The sequence below is a fragment of the Amycolatopsis mongoliensis genome (genome assembly GCF_030285665.1).
Lineage (GTDB): Bacteria > Actinomycetota > Actinomycetes > Mycobacteriales > Pseudonocardiaceae > Amycolatopsis > Amycolatopsis mongoliensis.
This window is the reverse complement of sequence record NZ_CP127295.1, coordinates 8,194,885-8,213,095: the sequence shown is the minus strand read 5'-3', so window position 1 is coordinate 8,213,095 and position 18,211 is coordinate 8,194,885. Positions and strand designations below refer to the sequence as shown.

Sequence of the window (18,211 nt, the reverse complement as noted above, 5' to 3'; positions counted from 1 at the left end):
TGAAGAAGGCAGCCCATCGCGAGGCCGTGACGAAGGCGAAGGCGGCAGGGCGGCGACCACCCGCACGCTGGGAGGTTCGCTACTACGACGTGACCGGCAAGCTCCGGTCGGAGACGGCGCCGAACAAGGACAAGGCAGAGGCACGCCGGACGGAGCTCGAAGACAGCCTTCGTGGTGGGTCCTATGTGGATCCGAATTCGTCGAAGGTGACCTTCGCTGAGATGGGGGAGAAGTGGCTCGACAGTCGCCACGACCTGCGTCAGTCGACGTGGTGGAAGTACCGAGGTCTTCTCGACAACCACGTCAACGTCAAGTGGGGTGGCCGGCCGCTCAACGCGATCCACCGCGAAGACGTGGCGCTGTGGGTGGCGGACCTGCTGAAGTCGAAGGACAAGGGCGGGAGCGGTCTCGGACCCTCGCAGGCCCGGCACGCGTACCGGGTGTTCTCGATGGTGCTCGACTGGTGCGTGCCGCGTCGCATCCTGGCCAACCCGGCGCGCGGGGTCAAAATGCCGGTGCGTCCGGACGCGGAGCACGTCTACCTCACCTATGAACAGGTAGAGACGCTCGCCGACGCTGCTGCCGTCCTCCGGACGAAGTACGACCGGCCGACGGCGGGCTCCGAGATCAACCGCGCGCTCATCCTGCTGCTGGCCTACACCGGCCTTCGGTGGGGTGAGGCTGCCGCACTGCGGGTCGGGCGCGTGGATCTCGCCAAGCGGCGCATCCGGGTCGCCGTGACGTTCTTCGAGGTTGGCGGCGTGCAGCACGAGGGCCCGCCCAAGACGGGGAAGAAGAGGACCGTCTCGTTCCCGGCGTCGCTTGTGCCGGTGCTGCGTCCGCTGGTGACTGGCCGGCAGGCTGACGACCTGCTGTTCACCACCGGCCGAGGCCAGTCGCTGAGGGCGAACAACTGGCGCGTCCGGGAGTTCAACGCGGCCCTCAAGGCTGCTGATCTCGGTGTCGCCGGGCTCACCCCGCACAAGCTGCGGCACACGGCAGCGTCGCTCGCCATCGCGGCCGGCGCCGACGTGAAGGTCGTTCAGCAGATGCTCGGGCACGCCGACGCGGCCATGACCCTCAACGTGTACGGGCACCTGTTCCCGGACCGCCTCGATGAGGTCGCGGACGTGCTCGACGCCCGACGCGCTCAGGCGCTGGCGAGCATGGCGGCGTGATGATCAGCCCCGGGGCGTGTGGGCAAAATGTGGGCAGCCCCGGGGCTGAGTCGCGTCCGGAGCTACCTGGGGAATGAAAAAAGCCACGTCCACCTGTGTGAACGTGGCCTATCCGGTCGGGCTGACAGGATTTGAACCTGCGACCCCTTGACCCCCAGTCAAGTGCGCTACCAAACTGCGCCACAGCCCGGACCCGCACTCGCTGAGTGCGTGATAAGTACTCTAGCGTGCCCGCCAACTGGCCCTGCACGCGGGGCCCTGATCCGCCTGACCTGCGGAAACAGGCCAGGCGGACCGTGGCGCCCTCACGCTGCGTTGCCGGCGTGGGTCAGGGTCTGCCATGCCACGAACAGGTTGTTCGAGCCCGCCGGGCGCTGGCGCTCGGTCAGGGTCTGCGTGTTCGTCATCGCGATCCCCAGGCGCGTGTGCAGCGCGTTGAAGCCCACCTCCGTCACCGGGCCCAGGCCCAGGTTCAGGTGACCGCCGCAGAGCCACGAAGGCGCCGCCGTGCCCAGCTGGTACTTCGACTGGAAGCCCAGTGCCTGGCGCAGGCGCTCGCCCACGTCCGTTCCGTACACGTCCTGGCCCTGGATGCGCAGCGTCTCCGCCACGTCCGCGATCGCGGCGATGCCGTAGCCCGTGTGGGTGAAGTCGCGGCAGGTCTCCTGGGTCAGGCCGTCCACGAATGTTCCCTGGCCCTGCCAGTAGCCCACGATCTGGTCGCGCGTGGACAGGCCGCTGCCGGGGACCGTCTTCGGCAATGCCCCGTCGGACGACAGGTAGACGTAGGCGGCGACACGGTTGCGGTACCGGGTGACTGCCTTGTCGAAGTTCGTCTTGTCCTCCAGGAACACCGAGATGCCGACCGCGGCCTCCATCATGGACAGTTCCCAGTTTCCGTTGCTGTTGCTGCCGTTGATGATTTTGTTCAGGTACACATCACGCAGCATCGTGCCGAAGCGGCCTGAGTTCGGCCAGCTCGTGTAGGTGTACTTGATGATCTCCGCCGCTCGGGGCCAGGATGAGCCCGCCCAGCCCGTCTGCAGTGGTGCGTTGCTGTTGGTGTGACTGGTGATCGTCGCCGACCAGGCGTCCATCAGGGCGATCGCCTTCTGCGCGTAGCGGGCGTCGCCGGAGATGTACCAGATCAGGGCGTCCGTGTACGCCGCGATCGCGTCTTCCCGCTCGTCGGTACAACCGTAGTTCGGGTTCGAGTACGAGCCGCATTCGACCACCGCGCGGGGTTTCGGTGTCCGCGAAAGCGAGGCGTACGCACTCGACTTCGCCTGGTCGTAAGCCGCTTTCCACGGCTGGGCGCCGGCGTTCACCTGGGTCTTGACGAAGTCCAGCTGCGGGCGGCTGACCAGCACGCCCGGATGTGTGAACGTCGCGGGTGCGGCAGGCGCCGGGGTGGCGACCAGGCCCAGTGCGAGCGGGACGAGGGCGGCGAGCGTGACGACTTTTCTCAAGCGGGACATGGCTCTCCTCGAGACGACGGTGTCCGGGGCAGCGCGCTGCAGCCAGTTTCATGGTCCAGACCATCGCCCGTCAAGAAGGGGAGAGCCCTTTCTTTGGTTCCTGAAGAAAAGAAACGGGAAATGTTCAGCCCGCTGAACGGAAGGCGCTTCCCGTTCAGCGGGCTGAACAAATCAGCCGAGACCCGCGCTGACCGCGTTCATCAGCGTCCCGGTGTCACCCGACATCTCCCACGCCATCACGCCGAGCAGGCCGCGCTGCTTCAGCCACGTCGTCTTCAGCCCGATCGACCAGGCGTCGTCGAACGTCCACCACTGGCCGCCATTGCCGGTGTAGCACGACGTCGCGACGGCCGCCGTGTCGTGGTAGACGGTGCACGCCGGCACGCTCGCCACGAGGTTCGCATAACCCCGGGTGCCCGCTTCCTCGGCGAACTGACCTGGCGCCGCACCGGTCGCCGACTGCCACTCGCCGTGCTTCCCGCCGTCCGCGACACCCTGCCACCCGCGCCCGTAGAAGGCCAACCCGAGCGTCAGCCGCCGCGGATCGACGCCCGCGTTCGTGTACGCGTTGATCGCCGCTTCCGCGCTGAAATGGAAGGTGTACGGGTCGTCCGCGTCCGCGTACAGGTTGCCCTGGTGCCCGGTGCGGTTCGGCTCCCACGAGTTGTCGCTGCCCGAACCGTGGAAGTCGTACCCCTGCACGTTCGCCACGTCCAGGTAGCCGAACACCTTCGACAGGTCCCAGCCGGACGCGACCTTCGCCGGGTCGGCCGGGGTGAACGCGTGCAGCTGGTACCGCTTGCCGGTCGTCGCGCCGTACGCGTCCAGCTGCGTGCGGAACTCCGCCAGCAACGCCGTCAGGTTGTTCTTGTCGTTCGCGCTCCAATGGTTGCCCGGGTGACCGTCGGCGCTGCCGGGCCACTCCCAGTCGAGGTCGATGCCGTCGAAGATGCCGGCCGCGGTGCCCGGGCCGCCCGCGCCGCCGTAGGACGCGATGTTGCCCTTGATCCACGTGTCGAGGCAGGAGGACACGAACTTCCTGCGCGACGCGTCCGTGGCCGCGACGTCCGAGAAGTACTTCGAATACGTCCAACCGCCCAGCGAGACCAGCACCTTCAGGTTCGGGTGCTTGGCCTTGAGCTTCTTCAGCTGGTTGAAGTTGCCGCGCAACGACTCCCAGCCCGTGTCGGCCACGCCGTCGACCGACTGCGCCGCCGCGAACGGCCGCGAGTAGTCGGCTTCGGCGTCGCCCGCGCCGTCGCCCTGGTCGGGGTCCTGCGGGTTCGCCGTCGTGCCCTTCGTGACGCCGGAGAGGCACGTCAGGTTCACCGGGTCGATGTTCTCGAACGCGTACAGCAGGTGCGTCAGCTTCGCCGCCGCGCCCGACGTCTCGAGGTTCTTCACGAAGTACTGGCGCCCGTAGATGCCCCACTGCACGAAGTAGCCGACCTTCGCGTACCCCGACACGATGTCGCCGGTCTTCACCGAGACCGCGTTGCTCGGCGAAGACACGTTGTCGTAGCCATCCCTGGCGCGCACCGTGAACGTGTACGAAGTGGACGGCGCCAGCCCGGTCACGACCGCGGACGTCGTGGTCACCGTGGTGGCCAGGGAGGCGCCGCGGTAGACGTCGTAGCTGACGACCCCGGTGTTGTCCGTCGAAGCGCTCCACGCGAGCGACACGCTGCCCGAGTCGGCGGCCGTCGAGCGCAGCCCGCCCGGCGCCGACGGCGGCTGGGTGTCGTCGGCCGGGTTGTTCGTCGTGACGGCCAGCGCCGCGCCGGCGGGTGAGGTGTTTCCCTTGGCGTCCTTGGCTTTGACCTTGAACGAGTACGCCGTACCCGGCGTGAGCCCGGAGAGGGTGGCGCTGGTCCCGGTCACCGACGTGGCCAGGGAGGTCCCCTGGTAGACGTCGTACCCGGTCACCGGCAGCGATCCGGTGGCTGAGGCGTTCCAGGCCAGCGCGACCGTCTTGGTCGTCTTCGCGACCAGCCGGAGGTTCGCCGGCGCGCCCGGGGGAGTGTCCGGTGAACCGTCGCAGTTGGCGTTGTCGACGCGGCACTGCGTCGGCGTCGCGGCCGCGCTGAGGCGGAAGGTCGGGCTGTACGGGTAGGTGTTCCGCCCCGGCGCCAGCGTCGCGATGTAGTACGCCGGGGTGAGCGTGACCTGGGTGCCGTTCTGGGTCACCGTGTCGTTTTCGCCGGTCGAGGCGGTGATCCCGGCGGGCAGCGTGAAGGTGATCGCCCAGTTGCTCACCGACGTGGTGCCCGCGTTCGCGACGGTGTAGGTGCCGGTGGTGCCGCTCATCGCCAGGGTGGCGGTCAGCGAACCGGCTGCGGCGGCGGGCGGCGCGAGCGCCGCGACGCCGCCGGCTGCGATCAGTACGGCGGCGAGTGCGGAGCGTAGTCGTGCGGAGGTGCGTCTCATGGCGGTTCTCCAAGCGGCACGAGGCGGGAGTTCGACGTGGTCTAGACCACATCGAATGTAACCCGGTGCGGGGAGAACCGCGCACGCCCGAACGGCGGCAACCGGTGTCCGAACGGACTGTTAACGACCCGAGAACGTTGCCTTGCCGGGACCGTCCGCGAGGAACGACTTGACGGCGTTGCGGAGGTCCTCGGTCTCGAACAGCTCCGCGGCGATCGACGTGATGTGCGCGTTCGCCTCCGGGACACCGCCGGCGGAGAAGTGGTCGAGGACGCGCTTGGTCGCCGCGTGCGCCCGGGTCGGCCCGGAAGCCAGCTTCGCGGCGAAGGAGCGGGCCGCGTCGTCGAAACCGTCGTCCGGCAGGACGCGGTTGACGACGTTCCAGCGCTCGAGCGTCGCGGCGTCGTAGGTGTCGCCGGTCATCACGAACTCCTTGGCGCGGCCGACTCCCGCGCGCGAAGCGAGCCGCTGGGTGCCGCCCATGGTCGGCGTCAGCCCGACGACCTTCTCGACCAGCCCGAACTTCGCGCGCGCCGCGGCGAGGATGATGTCGCAGGCCACGGCCACCTCGAACGCCCAGGTCAGGCACAGGCCGTGGGCGGCGAAGACGGTCGGGAACGGCAGCGCCGCGATCCGGTCCGGCACCGCGAGCATCTCGTCGAACAGCACCTTCGCCTCGGCGGGCGAGCCCTGGGCGTCGAACAGCGAGACGTCCACGCCGCCGCTGACGATCTTGCCCTCGGCGCGGATCAGCAGGGCGCGCGCGGGCGACGCTTCCAGCTCGTCGATGGCCGACGACAGCGAGGCCTGCAGGGAGGCCGTGTAGAGGTTCAACGGCGGAGCGTCGACGGTCAGGACGGCGAGCCCGCCGTCACGATCGAGGCGGACCTGGTCGGTCATGTTCACCCTGCTTCTTCGGCGGCGACGATGTCGTCCCAATACTGCTGGGCCTCCGGGCGCCAGTCGACGTGTTTGTGATGGAACAGTTCCGCCGCTTTCGTCCCGCTCCACTTCGCCGGCAGGAGCTCCGCGGGCAGCTGCGGGTCGAGGAACGGGAACCGCCGCCACTCGTGCACCAGCTCGGTCTGCGCCCGCAGCACCGCCCGGCCGCCGGTGGGGTGCAGGCCGGTGAACCGGTCGATGAAGTCCTCGTAGCGGTCCTTCAGCTCGGTGAGGTCCCAGGAACGGGCGACCATGGTCTCCTGCTCGCCGACCTCGCCGTAACCGGCGGTGAACGACATCGCCTGGGCGTCGAGGCCGAGCTCGCTGACGATCTGCTGGGCCTCGCGCTGGCGGCTCAGGTCCGGGCTGACCCACACGCCGGCGACCGGCGAGCCGAAGCCCGCCCAGGTCAGCCGTGTGCGCAGGCGGTGGCGCAGGTCGCGCTTGGCTTCCGGCACGGAGACGATGAGCATCAGCCACTGGCCGTTCCAGGGGCGCTCCTCGCGGCCGAACGCATAGATCCGCTCGGCGCCCTCGGTCAGGAGACGGCGCCCCGGCGGGGTCAGCGACCAGCGCACGCGGCGCCCGACGCGCTCGGAAACCATCCAGCCCTCGGCGGCGGAGCGGGCCAGCGCCTGCCGCGCCGACTTCTCCTCGATGTCGAGGATGCCGAGCACCTCGACCAGCATCGACGTCCAGACCGGCTGGTCCCGGGGCAGCGTGTACTCGCCGAGCACGGTCATCAGCAGCGACCGCGCGCTGGCGTGGCTGACTTCGCGGCGCCGGCTCACCGTGGGCCGTGGCGCGGACGAGCGGCCTTCCCTCGGTTTCGGCCTGCGGCCGAGGGTGACCGGGGGAGCGGACTCGCCCATGCTGATTCACCGACCTCACTGCGCGGGGGTATCGACAACCGAACAGGTTACCCACACTGAGTGATCAAGGCGCCACCCGACACACACAGTCGGTGGTTTTGACCATGATCTGACAGTTCAGCACGTGGCCGTAGACTTGGCCACCTCATGAGCGCAACTCTCGTCGCGAAGGACCTGGCCGCGGGCCACGGTGACCGCATCCTCTTCTCCGGCCTCGATCTCGTGGTCGCGCCCGGCGACGTCGTCGGGCTGGTCGGCGTCAACGGCGCCGGCAAGTCGACGCTGCTGCGGACGCTGGCCGGGCTCGCGAAACCCGACGACGGCGAGATCCGGCTGAACCCGCCGACCGCGACCGTCGGGCACCTGCCCCAGGAGCCCGAGCGGCGCGAAGGCGAGTCGGTGCGCGCCTTCCTGGCCCGGCGCACCGGCGTGGCGGCGGCGCAGGCGGACCTCGACTCGGCGACCGAAGCGCTCACCGCGGGCGAAGCCGGCGCGGACGACCGCTACGCCGCGGCCCTCGACCGGTGGCTCGACCTGGGCGGCGCCGACCTCGACGAGCGCGCCGCCGAAGTGGCCGCGGACCTCGGGCTCGCCGTCGACCTGGACCAGCCGATGACGTCGTTGTCGGGTGGCCAGGCCGCCCGCGCAGGGCTCGCGTCGTTGCTGCTGAGCCGCTACGACGTCTTCCTGCTCGACGAGCCGACCAACGACCTCGACCTCGACGGGCTGGCCCGGCTGGAGCGGTTCGTGTCCGGGCTGCGGGCGGCGACGGTCCTGGTCAGCCACGACCGCGAGTTCCTGGCCCGGACCGTCGACCGCGTCGTCGAGCTGGACCTGGTGCAGCAGCAGGTCAACGTCTACGGCGGTGGCTACGAGGCCTACCTCGAAGAGCGCGAGGTCGCGCGCCGGCACGCGCGTGAGGAGTACGAGGAGTTCGCCGACACGAAGGCCGCGCTCGAGGCGCGCGGGCGGATGCAGCGCGCGTGGATGGAGAAGGGCGTCAAGAACGCCCGCCGGAAGCAGCCCGACAACGACAAGGCTGCCCGTAAGTTCCGCACCGAGGCCACCGAGAAGCAGGCGTCGAAGGCGCGGCAGACCGACCGGATGATCGAGCGGCTGGACGTCGTCGAGGAGCCGCGCAAGGAGTGGGAGCTGCGGATGGAGATCGCCGCGGCCCCGCGCGCGGGCGCGGTGGTCGCGACCCTGCGCGGCGCGGTCGTCCGCCGCGGCGGGTTCACGCTCGGGCCGGTCGACCTGCAGATCGACTGGGCGGACAAGGTCGCCATCACCGGCGCGAACGGCGCGGGCAAGTCGACGCTGCTGGCCGCGATGCTCGGCCGGCTCGCCCCGGACGAAGGCAGCGCGACGCTCGGGCCCGGCGTCGTCGTCGGCGAGGTCGACCAGGCGCGGCGGCTGTTCCTCGGCGACGTCCCGCTCGCCGACGCGTTCGCGCGCGAGGTGCCCGAACTGGCCGATGCCGACGTCCGGACGCTGCTGGCCAAGTTCGGGCTGAAGGCCGCCCACGTGCTGCGGTCCGCGGCGACGCTCTCGCCCGGCGAACGCACGCGCGCCGCCCTGGCGCTGCTGCAGGCCCGCGGGGTGAACCTGCTGGTGCTGGACGAGCCGACCAACCACCTCGACCTGCCGGCGATCGAGCAGCTCGAAGCGGCGCTGGACAAGTACCCGGGGACGCTCCTGCTGGTGACGCACGACCGCCGGATGCTCGACGCCGTGCACGTCACCCGCCGCCTCGAGGTCGACGGCGGCAAGGTCCGCGAGCTGTGACCTCCGGCGGCTCCGGCTCCGGCTGTGGCGTCGGTGAGCGGTGCTCTCGGGTGTGAGCGCTGCCTGCTATCGCGGATGAGCGGTGCTCTCGAGCCGGAACGCTGCTCGCCGCCGCGGGTGAGCGGTGCTCTCGGAGCAGAGCATCCCGCGCAGCCCCGCGCAAAGCGAGTGATCAGCGTTCTCGCAGGAGAGCGCCGCTCACCCCTTCGTCGCCCCGCCGGTCAGGCCCTTGACGAACTGCTTCTGCAGCGCCAGGTAGAAGATCAGCACCGGCAGCGTGGCCAGGAACATCAGCGCGAACACGCTGCCCAGGTCGGCCTGGTACTGGCCGATCGAGCGGTAGATACCGGTGGTGATCGTGGTGCCCTGGCTCGGGCCCAGGATGATCAGCGGGTCGATGAAGTCGTTCCAGATCCACACGCCGAGGAAGATCAGCACCGACGCCGTCGCCGGGCGCAGCAAAGGGAACACCACCCGCCAGAACACCTGCATCCGGCTCGCGCCGTCGAGCAGGGCCGCCTCCTCCAGCTCCACCGGCACCCCGCGGATGAACCCGGTGAACACGAACACGCCGAACGGCACGTAGTACCCGACGTTGAACAGGATCAGCCCCTGCAGCGTCGCCATCAGGTGCGTGACGCGCAGGACGTCGGTGATCGGGATGAGGATGACCTGCGGCGGGATCATCAGCCCGGCCAGCAGGACGAGCGTCAGGACCTTCGTCCACCGCTTGCCCGAGCGCGCCAGGTAGTGGCCGAGCATCGCCGAGAGCACGGTCAGCACCAGGATCGACAGCACCGTGACGACGATGCTGTTGGTCAGGCTGACCCAGAACAGGCCGTCCGGCCGGGTCAGCACGGCGTGGATGTTCGCCAGCGTCGGCGGCAGCGGCAGTGACGCCGGTTCCTTCGCGATCAGGTCGCCCTGCTTGATCACGTTCGTCAGCACCAGGTACAGCGGCACGAAGAACACCGCGCTGACGAAGAGCGCGACCGTGGGCCGCAGCCACGCCCGGGTCACAGGTCCACCTCCCGGCGCCGGAGGAAGTTCAGCACGACGGTGGTCACGACCGCGACGACCACCAGCATCAGCACGGCCATCGCGGACGCGTAGCCGACGTGGTTCGAGTCGAAGCCGGTCTGCAGCACGTTGAACGCGATCGTCGCGGTGGCGCCGGATCCCGGGCCGCCGTTGGTGATCACCTTGACGTAGTCGTAGGTCTTGAACGCCGAGATGAGCAGCACGACCGTGTTGATCGTCAGTGACGGCGCGAGCAGCGGCCACGTGACGGCGCGGAACCGCCGCAGCGGCCCGGCGCCGTCGATCTCCGCGGCTTCCAGGAGTTCCGAAGGTACGCCCTGCAGCCCGGCGAGGTAGACGACGACGCAGAACCCGAGCATCTGCCAGCTCACGATCGAGGCGACCGAGTAGAGCGCGATGTCCGGGTCGGACAGCCAGCCCGGCGGGTGCTCGATCCCCAGCGCCCGCAGCAGGGAGTCGAGCGGGCCCCGGTCGTCGAGCAGCCGGGACCAGACGATCGAGACGACGACCGAGCTGAGGATCACCGGCGTGAAGAACACGCTGCGCAAAGCGTTGTACAGCCGGCCTTTCCGGTCCAGCAGCAACGCCACGCCCAGGCCCAGCACGTTCGGCACGATCACCACGATCAGCGTCAGGACCGTGGTGACCTTCAGCGCGGTCAAGAACTGCTCGTCGGTGAAGAGCAGCCGGTAGTTGTCGAAGCCGACGAACTTCACCGGCGGGTTGAACGGGTTGTAGTTCGTGAGGCTGTACCCGAAGCTGATCAGGATCGGGGCCATCACGAAGCACAGGTAGACGAGCACGCCCGGGGCGCCGAACGACGCGAAGTGCCACACCCGCGGCAGGATCGGCTTGCGCCGCCTGCCGGAGGCGGGTATCCGGCGGGTCTTCGGGGGTGCCGGGGGACTGGCTACGGCGGCCAAGTGCGTCAGCCCGCCTTCGCCCACTCGGTGTCCAGGAACGCGCACGCGTCGGCCACGGACTTGCGGCCGGTGATGACGTCCTGGGCGGCCTGGTCGACCTTGTCCTTCATGCCGGGCAGCAGGCCGTCGTCCGCGGTTTCCCAGCGGAAGGCGTGCACCACGGCGTTCTGCTGCACGGCCTGGGTGTAGAGGTCGTAGCCGGCCTTGAAGGTCGGGCCGACGTCCCCCGGCGGGGTGTAGCCCTTGATCGCCGGGAAGAGGCCGTCGGCCTTGACCGACGCGTCGAGCTGGTCCTTGTCGAGCTGGAAGCCGAGGGCGAACTTCTTGGCGGCGTCGAGGTGCGCGGCCTTGGCGTTCACGATCATGCCGCCGCCGGTGTAGGCCGGGACGACGAGCTTGCCGTCTTCGGTGGGGAAGTTGAAGACGCCCACTTCGAAGTCGTGCTTCTTGGTGTCGGCGTTGGCGGCGAACCAGTTGCCCATCGGGTACATCGCGCTCTTGCCGTCGAGGAACGCCTGTTCGGTGGCCGCGTAGTCGCGCGACACGTTCGTCTTGTCCACGTACCCCTTGGCGGCGAGGTCGGCGAGCTTCGAGAACGCCGTCTGGAACGCGGGGTCGGCGAACTTGACCTTGTCCCGGCGGCGCTGGGTCAGCCAGTCGGGAACCTTGGTGTAGACCTCGGTGCTGACCAGTCCGGAGAGGATCATCGACGACGGGAAGCCGTCCTTGCCGCCGCCGATGGCGAACGGCGGGAAGCCCTTCTCCTCGAGCTTGTCGGCGTCGGCTTCCAGCTCGGCCCAGGTCTTCGGTGTGGTGGTGATGCCCGCGTCGGCGAACATCTTCTTGTTGTAGTAGATCGGCGGGATGGTCTGGGTGTTGGCCGGCAGCTGGTAGTACTTGCCCTTCACCGGGTTGGCGTCGGGGAACTGGAAGTCCTTGAGCTCCTCGGGCGTCCACGCGTAGAGGTTGCCCGCCTCGGCGAAGCCCGCCGAGTCGACGGCGATCAGCACGTCCGGGAACTGGCCGGACTGCAGGAGCTGCTTCGCGTACGACGTCCGTCCGTCGGCCGTCGGGGCGACCAGCTTCTTGACCTTGATCCCCGGGTTCTTGTCGGTGACGCGCTTGATCGCGGCGTCCCAGTAGGCCGGCGTGAGGTTCGGCGTTTCGAAGGTCAGGAAGGTGATCTCCTGGTCGCCGCCGTTGCCGCCGGTGTTCGAGCCCACCGAGCATCCGCCCAGGGCCAGCAGCACTGCCGCGCCGAGCGCCAGGGACCGCCTCATCGTGCCTCCTCCATGTCACCCACCATATGTGATGTATGACGCATTTGATCGGACCTCTGAAGGGGTGTCAAGCGTCAGTTGGAGGTGAATACGTCGATGGTGCGCCGAGAGATCCGATCTCTAGCGGTCAATTCGCTTCAGCCGGACGACTCTGCTCGCGAAGTCGCCGGTCGGCAGGCCGAGGGGCAGCCCGCGGGTGAGCAGGACGGCCCCGCTGTGCGTGGTCCCGGCGTCCGAATCGATGTACCGGTCAGCGGAAGCCAGGCCGTCGAGCCGCAGCGGACGCTCGGGCGCGGCGAAGTGCGCGGCCTGCCGGTAGGCGAAGACGACCGCCCGGTCCTCGTGGACGTACTGGAAGGCGACGATGCCGTCGTCGACGGGCGGCCGCAGCCGGTACAGCGCGCCGTGCTGGACCACCGGCCGGATGTCCTTGTAGAGCGCGATCAGCTCGCGGGCGAGCGCGAGGTCTTCGCCGGGCCAGTGCACGATGTCGCCGCCGATGCCGAGCACACCGGCCATGGCGACGTGGAACCGGAACCGCAGCGGCATCGAGCGGCCGGTGACGAAGTTGGGGTTGTCGGTGACCCAGGCCGACATCGCCCGGGCCGGGTAGAGCTGGCCGTAGCCGTGCTGGATCCGCAGCCGGTCGAGGGCGTCGGTGTTGTCCGACGTCCAGACCTGGTCGGCGCGGGCGAGCATGCCGAGGTCGATCCGGCCGCCCCCGCCGCTGCACGCTTCGATCCGCAGCCTCGGGTGGTCGTGGCGCAACCGGTCCAGGAGCGCGTACACGGCTCGCGTGTGCTCGACCCACAGGCGGTCCGGGTCCGCGTCGCCGGGCCAGCCGGCTTCGCTGAACGGGCGGTTCATGTCCCACTTGAGGAAGTCGACGCCGTGGTCGCCGACGAGCCGGTCGAGCCAGTCGTGGGCCCACCGGCGCACGTCCGGCCGGGCGAAGTTGAGGACGAGCTGGTTGCGCAGCTGCGACCGGCGCCGGTGCAGCTGGTGCAGGACCCAGTCCGGATGGGTGCGGTAGAGGTCGCTGTCGGGGTTGACCATCTCGGGTTCGACCCAGATGCCGAACTTCATGCCGAGCCCGTGCACGGCGGCGACGAGGGGCTCGAGGCCGCCGGGGAAGCGTTCGCGGTTCACGTGCCAGTCGCCGAGCCCGGCGTGGTCGCCGGTGCGGGCCCCGAACCAGCCGTCGTCCACGACGAACAATTCGGCCCCGAGCGCGGCGGCGCGCTCGGCGAGGGTGCGCTGGTTCTTCTCGTCGACGTCGAAACCCGTTGCCTCCCAAGAGTTGTAGAGCACCGGGCGCAGTTCCCGAGGATGGGGCAGGACGTGCTCCCGGACGTAGGCGTGCCAGGCCCGGCCGGCGGCACCGAACCCGCCGCGGGTGCGGAGGCCCGCGATGACGGGCGTGGTCAGCGGGTTGCCGGGCCCGACGCGATGGGTGACGCCGTCCTGGCCGAAGCCCCCGCAGACGGTCAGTCGGCCGGTGGAGGAGCGGGTGACGGTGAGGCGCCACGAACCGCTCCAGGCGAGAGCGACGCCGTAGACCTCGCCGTGGCGTTCGGTGGCGGTGCCGTCGTCGACCATGACCCACGGGTTGGCGTGGTGCCCGGTGATCCCGCGCCGGCTGGCGAAGGTCGTCTCACCGTGGGCCGCGGAGGTGCGGTGCAGCTGGGTTTCCGCGGCCCAGCGGCCGGTGACGTGGCTGAGGCGGTAGTCGTCCCGGACGGGCAGCACCCAGGTCGCGGAATCGGCCCGGACGACCTCGACGTCGGTGTCCGCGGCGAGTTCGGTCCAGCGTTCGAGGACGTCGGTCTTCAGGCGGTAGTGCAGCGTGATCCGGAGGGGGTAGTGGCGGTCTTCGAAGTGGATCTCCAGGTGGTCCCGGGTGATTTCGTGGGTCCGGTAGCGCCATTCGAGGGCGCGGGTGCCGTCGGCGAAGCGGACTTGGAGGGCGGGGGTCCAGTACTTGGTCCCGCCGTCGGCGGCGAGCTCGTCGAGGCCTTCGTTGGGGTCGTTGAAGCCGTCCCACCGGGGAAGGGGTTTCGCGAGGAGTTCGGGGACGTCCTCGGTGGACAGCTTCGGGCCCCAGTGGACGTGCGTCGGGACGTCGTCTTCGTCGAGCCGCAGGGCGTAGGTGCTCGACCCGCCGGTGAGTACCCAGGTGCGGTGGTCTTCGAGGAAGTGGATCCCGGCCATGCGGCACATCCTGGCGCCGGCGCGACCGGCGGCCAAGTCCTGTCCCGATCACCGGGGAATGCGGCCGTTCGGGTGACGTTAAATGCGCGGCAGTGGTTCTGTCGGGCAATGGTGGTCACAATGGGTGATTCGAGGGGTGGCGGCGCCGGCTTGGGGTCGTCAACGAGGGGAGATCACCGTGGTGATCAATGCGCGGAGAATTGGCGCGGTAGCGGAGCCGGAGTCGGAATCTCCGGTTGCCTGCCCGTGTGTCCACGACCTGATCAAAGCCCGTCAGGACGGCGGGCGTTCGGGATTCACGCAGTTGCGGACGGAGTACGAGGACGTCCAGGGGAAGATCGTGGAGGAGTATTACGCGGTCAATTGCCAGGCGGCGCTGCTGCTCGTCGCCAAAGCGCGGAGCGGGCCGGACGGCGGGGCGGGGGAAGTCGTCCACAAGTTGCGGCTCTACTACGACCACGCCGACAGCACCCCGGAATTCGACGACGTGTTCCGGTCGGCCCGCCGGGTGGAGCGGAAGTACTCCGTGCTGCTCAGCGGTCAGTCGCAGGAGATCCTGGTGCAGGGCCTCTACACGGCGGCTGTCGCCCTCCTGGGCGTGCTCGACGCGATGGTGGATTCGGAACAGAAGCGCGAGCGGGTGGCCGCCGCGGTCCTTTCGGCCCGGAAGGAAATTCGCCAGATCGAGCAGAACGCGCGGGACGCGGCCCTCGACCGGGCGCTGATCCGCTATCTCGGCGGTCTGGCCGTCGGCGCCGTCGCGGCGACCGTCGCCGTCGCCGCCGTGGCTTTTCTGCCGACGAAGGCCGAAATCGTGTCCCAGCTGATCATCTGCGTGGTATCCGGCGCCATCGGCGCGATAGTGAGCGTCATGACGCGCACGGCGAACCGGGAGAAAGTGCGCGTGAGCCTCGACCAGGGCTGGCTCGTGATCATTCTTTCCGGGTGTTTCCGGCTGATCATCGGCGCCGTTTTCGGCGCGGCGATGCTGGTGCTCGTCCGCGCCGGGCTGCTTCCGCTCGCCGTACCCGCTTCGGGCGACCAGGTCACGTTGTTCTTCGCCGGGCTCGCCTTCCTCGCCGGGTTCAGCGAACGCCGGGCGCAGGACACGATCGTCCGCACCCTGCCCGGCGCCGTGGACCAGACCGCGGCCGAACCGGCGCGGGGCAAGGAGAGCTGACGAGTCAGGGCCGGTCGGTGAGGTACCCGCCCATCGTCGTGAAGTAGTCGGCCGCGGGCAGGTCCGTGCCGTCGGCCGTGCGGACCCGCTCCACCACCAGGCCCGGCGACTGCCCGCGCCGCGCGTCCGGGCCGGCCACGACCACCACGCCGTCGCCCTCCCGGATGAAGATCCGGCCCGGCGTGCCCCCGTAGTGACCGCGGGACACCGATGCCCGGAGGATGCGCAGCTCCTGGCCGCGGTGGAAGGTGAACGCGTTCGGGTACGGGTCGGACAGCGCGCGCACGAACCGCTCGATGTCCTCCGGGGGCGACGTCCAGTCGACGAGGCTGTCGCGTGCCGCGCGCTTGTGGAAGAAGCTCGCCTTCGTGCGGTCCTGGGGCACGGGCGTGTAGCCGGTCTCGATCATCGAGATCGCCTCGGCCGTGATCGGCGCGATCAGGTCCACCGTGCGGTGGAACAGGTCCGTCGTCGTGTCCGCGGGCCCGACCGGGATCGCCCGCTGCAGGACGATGTCGCCCGCGTCCAGCTCGCCGTCCATCATGTGGGCGGTGACGCCGACCTCCGGCTCGCCGTTGATCATCGCCCAGATCAGCGGCGAAAAGCCGGCGTAGGACGGCAGGAGCGAGTCGTGGATGTTCAGGGTGCCGTGGCGCGGCAGCTCGAAGATCTCCGGCGGCAGCCACGTGCGCCAGTTGTTCGCCACGATCAGGTCGAGGTCCGCCGTCTTCAGCTCGGCGAGCAGCTCGGCGTCGTCCGGGCGGGTGCGCAGCAGGACGCGGAAGCCGTGGGTCTCGGCGAGGTCGGCGACCGAGTCGGCCCAGATCCGCTCGTACGCGTGGTCGCTCTTCGGGTGCGTGACCACGAGGGCGACCTCGTGGCCGGCGTCGATGAGCGCCTGGAGGGTCCGGTGCCCCCAGGTCTGGTAGCCGAACATCGCCACGCGCATTCGAGAGTGCCTTTCGTGATCGGGGGACGAACATCACCACGAACATACTAGGCGAGGCTCACCTAAGTTAGGTTAGGGTGCCCTGAACGGTACCGGAGCGCGAGGGAGCACCATGACTGCAGAGGCCGGCGAACAGGTCCCGATCTACGACGTCGTCGGGGTGGGCTTCGGCCCGTCGAACCTGGCCCTCGCCATCGCCCTCGCCGAGCACAACGCGGGCCCGGGAGAGCCGGTGACCGCGCACTTCCTCGAGCGGCAGCCGCGGTTCGGCTGGCACCGCGGGATGCTGATCGACACCGCGACCATGCAGGTGTCGTTCCTCAAGGATCTGGTCACCATGCGGAACCCGACCAGCGAGTTCAGCTTCCTCAACTACCTGCACGCAGCCGGCCGGCTGGTCGACTTCATCAACCACAAGAACCTGTTCCCGCTGCGGGTCGAGTTCCACGACTACTTCGAGTGGGCGGCGGCGAAGGTCGACGACGTCGTTTCCTACGGCACCGAGGTCGTCGCGGTGAAGCCGGTGTACGACGGTCCGGAGGTCGCCTACTTCGACGTCGAGGCCTCGGACGGCTCGTCATTGCGCGCCCGGAACCTGGTGGTGGGCACCGGGTTGCGGCCGCAGCTGCCCGAAGGTGTCACCGCCGGCGACCGGATCTGGCACAACAGCGAGCTGCTGTTCCGCATGGACGCCTTGCGCGGCACCGATCCGAAGCGGTTCGTCGTGGTGGGCGCCGGGCAGAGCGCTGCGGAGGTGGCCGCGCTGCTGCACGGCGAGTTCCCGCGCGCCGAGGTGTGCGCGGTGTTCGCGCGGTACGGCTACAGCCCCGCCGACGACAGCTCGTTCGCGAACCGCATCTTCGACCCGGACGCCGTCGACCAGTTCTACCGCGCGGGCGAGCCGGTCAAGGACCGCCTGATGCGCTACCACGGCGCGACGAACTACTCGGCCGTCGACGTCGACCTGATCGACGAGCTGTACCGCCGGGTCTACCGCGAGAAGGTGCTCGGCGAGGAGCGGCTGCGGCTGTTCAACGTGTCGCGCCCGGTCGAGGTGGCCGGCTCGGGGGTAGTGACCATCGAGTCCCTGACGACGGGTGAGCGCACGGTGCTGGAGGCCGACGCGGTCGTCTACGCCACCGGCTACCGGCCCGCGGACCCGACGCCGCTGTTGGGCGAACTCGGCGCGCGTTGCCTGCGTGACGGCGAAGGCCGCCTCCGGGTCGAGCGCGACTACCGGCTCACGACGGAGTCACCCCTGCGCGGCGGGATCTACCTGCAGGGCGGCACCGAGCACACGCACGGGATCACGTCGTCGCTGCTGTCGAACACCGCGGTGCGGGTGGGGGAGATCCTGCAGTCCATTGTGGAGCGCCGAGTCGTCGCGGCGCCCGAGGAGGAGTACGCGGTCAGTGCGCGGTGAGCTGCTCCCGGAGGATGTCGCCGTGCCCGGCGTGCCGGGCGAAGTCCTCGATCAGGAGCAGGTAGACGAACCGGAGATTGACCTCGCCGAGGACGTCGTGCGTCCAGGTGTCGTCGAGCTGGAAGCGGGCCGCGATCTCGCGTGAGCGCGTGCTCGCCCGCTCGAACTCGGCGATCACGTCGTCGAGGGTCTCGTCGTCGGCGACGACGAAACTGGCGTCGCCCGGGGTCGTGGGCCCGTCGCACTCGGACTCGTCGAGGCCGAGCAGGAGGCCCTGGAACCAGCGGCGTTCGGCCATCGCGGCGTGCTTGACGAGACCGATCGGCGTGGTCAGCGACGCGACCAGGCGCCGCCGGACGTCGGTCTCGGACAGCCCGCGTGCGGTGTCGGCGACCGCGCGGCGCTGGCGGTCCATCATCGCCTCCAGCAGGAGACGCTCGGGTCCGGTGGTGATTTCGGGCAGCACGAACATGGGTGTCAGCTTCCTGGGAGTGGGAGACGGCCGGACGATCCTCGGGGAAC

14 protein-coding genes and 1 tRNA gene are annotated in these 18,211 nt (G+C 69.5%); 4 read left to right on the top strand and 11 right to left on the bottom strand.

From position 1 onward, the window contains the following. Positions 1-26: 26 nt before the first annotated feature. Positions 27-1,178 (top strand): tyrosine-type recombinase/integrase, encoded by a 1,152-nt coding sequence (locus tag QRX60_RS39320; RefSeq protein WP_285996529.1) that lies wholly within the window; start codon positions 27-29, stop codon positions 1,176-1,178. Positions 1,179-1,294: 116 nt separating this feature from the next. Here QRX60_RS39320 and QRX60_RS39315 read toward each other — a convergent pair. From QRX60_RS39315 to QRX60_RS39295, 5 genes are all read right to left on the bottom strand, one after another. Further along, a tRNA-Pro gene (locus QRX60_RS39315) sits at positions 1,295-1,368 on the bottom strand. 115 nt (positions 1,369-1,483) lie between these two features. Then, positions 1,484-2,656, bottom strand: a complete 1,173-nt coding sequence (locus tag QRX60_RS39310) for an alginate lyase family protein (protein WP_285996528.1) — start codon at positions 2,654-2,656, stop codon at positions 1,484-1,486. Positions 2,657-2,827: 171 nt separating this feature from the next. Continuing rightward, positions 2,828-5,083: a glycosyl hydrolase family 18 protein gene (locus QRX60_RS39305; RefSeq protein WP_285996527.1), complete on the bottom strand. Its 2,256-nt coding sequence runs from the start codon at positions 5,081-5,083 to the stop codon at positions 2,828-2,830. A gap of 120 nt (positions 5,084-5,203) precedes the next feature. Further along, positions 5,204-5,983, bottom strand: a complete 780-nt coding sequence (locus QRX60_RS39300; protein ID WP_285996526.1) for an enoyl-CoA hydratase/isomerase family protein — start codon at positions 5,981-5,983, stop codon at positions 5,204-5,206. A 2-nt stretch (positions 5,984-5,985) separates the two neighbouring features. Further along, a complete protein-coding gene (locus tag QRX60_RS39295; protein WP_285996525.1) occupies positions 5,986-6,897 on the bottom strand; it encodes a PaaX family transcriptional regulator in 912 nt (303 codons plus the stop codon). 147 nt (positions 6,898-7,044) lie between these two features. On the opposite strand from QRX60_RS39295, the gene QRX60_RS39290 reads away from it, so the two are divergent. Beyond that, positions 7,045-8,682, top strand: a complete 1,638-nt coding sequence (locus tag QRX60_RS39290; RefSeq protein WP_285996524.1) for an ABC-F family ATP-binding cassette domain-containing protein — start codon at positions 7,045-7,047, stop codon at positions 8,680-8,682. 198 nt (positions 8,683-8,880) lie between these two features. Here QRX60_RS39290 and QRX60_RS39285 read toward each other — a convergent pair whose 3' ends face one another. From QRX60_RS39285 to QRX60_RS39270, 4 genes are all read right to left on the bottom strand, one after another. After that, positions 8,881-9,702 carry a carbohydrate ABC transporter permease gene (locus tag QRX60_RS39285; protein ID WP_285996523.1) on the bottom strand — a complete coding sequence of 274 codons (822 nt, stop codon included), beginning with the start codon at positions 9,700-9,702 and terminating at the stop codon, positions 8,881-8,883. Then, on the bottom strand, positions 9,699-10,670 hold the full coding sequence (locus QRX60_RS39280) for a carbohydrate ABC transporter permease (RefSeq protein WP_332845795.1): 972 nt from the start codon (positions 10,668-10,670) through the stop codon (positions 9,699-9,701). The genes QRX60_RS39285 and QRX60_RS39280 overlap by 4 nt, the downstream gene beginning before the upstream one ends. Beyond that, on the bottom strand, positions 10,652-11,926 hold the full coding sequence (locus QRX60_RS39275; RefSeq protein WP_285996521.1) for an extracellular solute-binding protein: 1,275 nt from the start codon (positions 11,924-11,926) through the stop codon (positions 10,652-10,654). The genes QRX60_RS39280 and QRX60_RS39275 overlap by 19 nt, the downstream gene beginning before the upstream one ends. A gap of 120 nt (positions 11,927-12,046) precedes the next feature. Beyond that, positions 12,047-14,137, bottom strand: coding sequence for an alpha-galactosidase (locus QRX60_RS39270; protein WP_285996520.1), 2,091 nt, complete (start codon positions 14,135-14,137; stop codon positions 12,047-12,049). A 178-nt stretch (positions 14,138-14,315) separates the two neighbouring features. Between QRX60_RS39270 and QRX60_RS39265 the strand changes: the two genes are divergently transcribed. Next, the gene (locus QRX60_RS39265; protein WP_285996519.1) at positions 14,316-15,317 is read left to right on the top strand and encodes a hypothetical protein; all 1,002 of its coding nucleotides are present in this window, start codon (positions 14,316-14,318) and stop codon (positions 15,315-15,317) included. 4 nt (positions 15,318-15,321) lie between these two features. Here QRX60_RS39265 and QRX60_RS39260 read toward each other — a convergent pair whose 3' ends face one another. Further along, the gene (locus QRX60_RS39260) at positions 15,322-16,266 is read right to left on the bottom strand and encodes a methionyl-tRNA formyltransferase (RefSeq protein ID WP_285996518.1); all 945 of its coding nucleotides are present in this window, start codon (positions 16,264-16,266) and stop codon (positions 15,322-15,324) included. Positions 16,267-16,378: 112 nt separating this feature from the next. Here QRX60_RS39260 and QRX60_RS39255 point away from each other — a divergent pair, with 112 nt between their 5' ends. Beyond that, complete coding sequence (locus QRX60_RS39255; protein ID WP_285996517.1) at positions 16,379-17,689, top strand: lysine N(6)-hydroxylase/L-ornithine N(5)-oxygenase family protein; 1,311 nt, start codon at positions 16,379-16,381, stop codon at positions 17,687-17,689. On the opposite strand, the gene QRX60_RS39250 is transcribed toward QRX60_RS39255, so the two are convergent. After that, the gene (locus QRX60_RS39250) at positions 17,676-18,161 is read right to left on the bottom strand and encodes a DinB family protein (protein WP_285996516.1); all 486 of its coding nucleotides are present in this window, start codon (positions 18,159-18,161) and stop codon (positions 17,676-17,678) included. The genes QRX60_RS39255 and QRX60_RS39250 overlap by 14 nt on opposite strands. Positions 18,162-18,211: the final 50 nt, after the last annotated feature.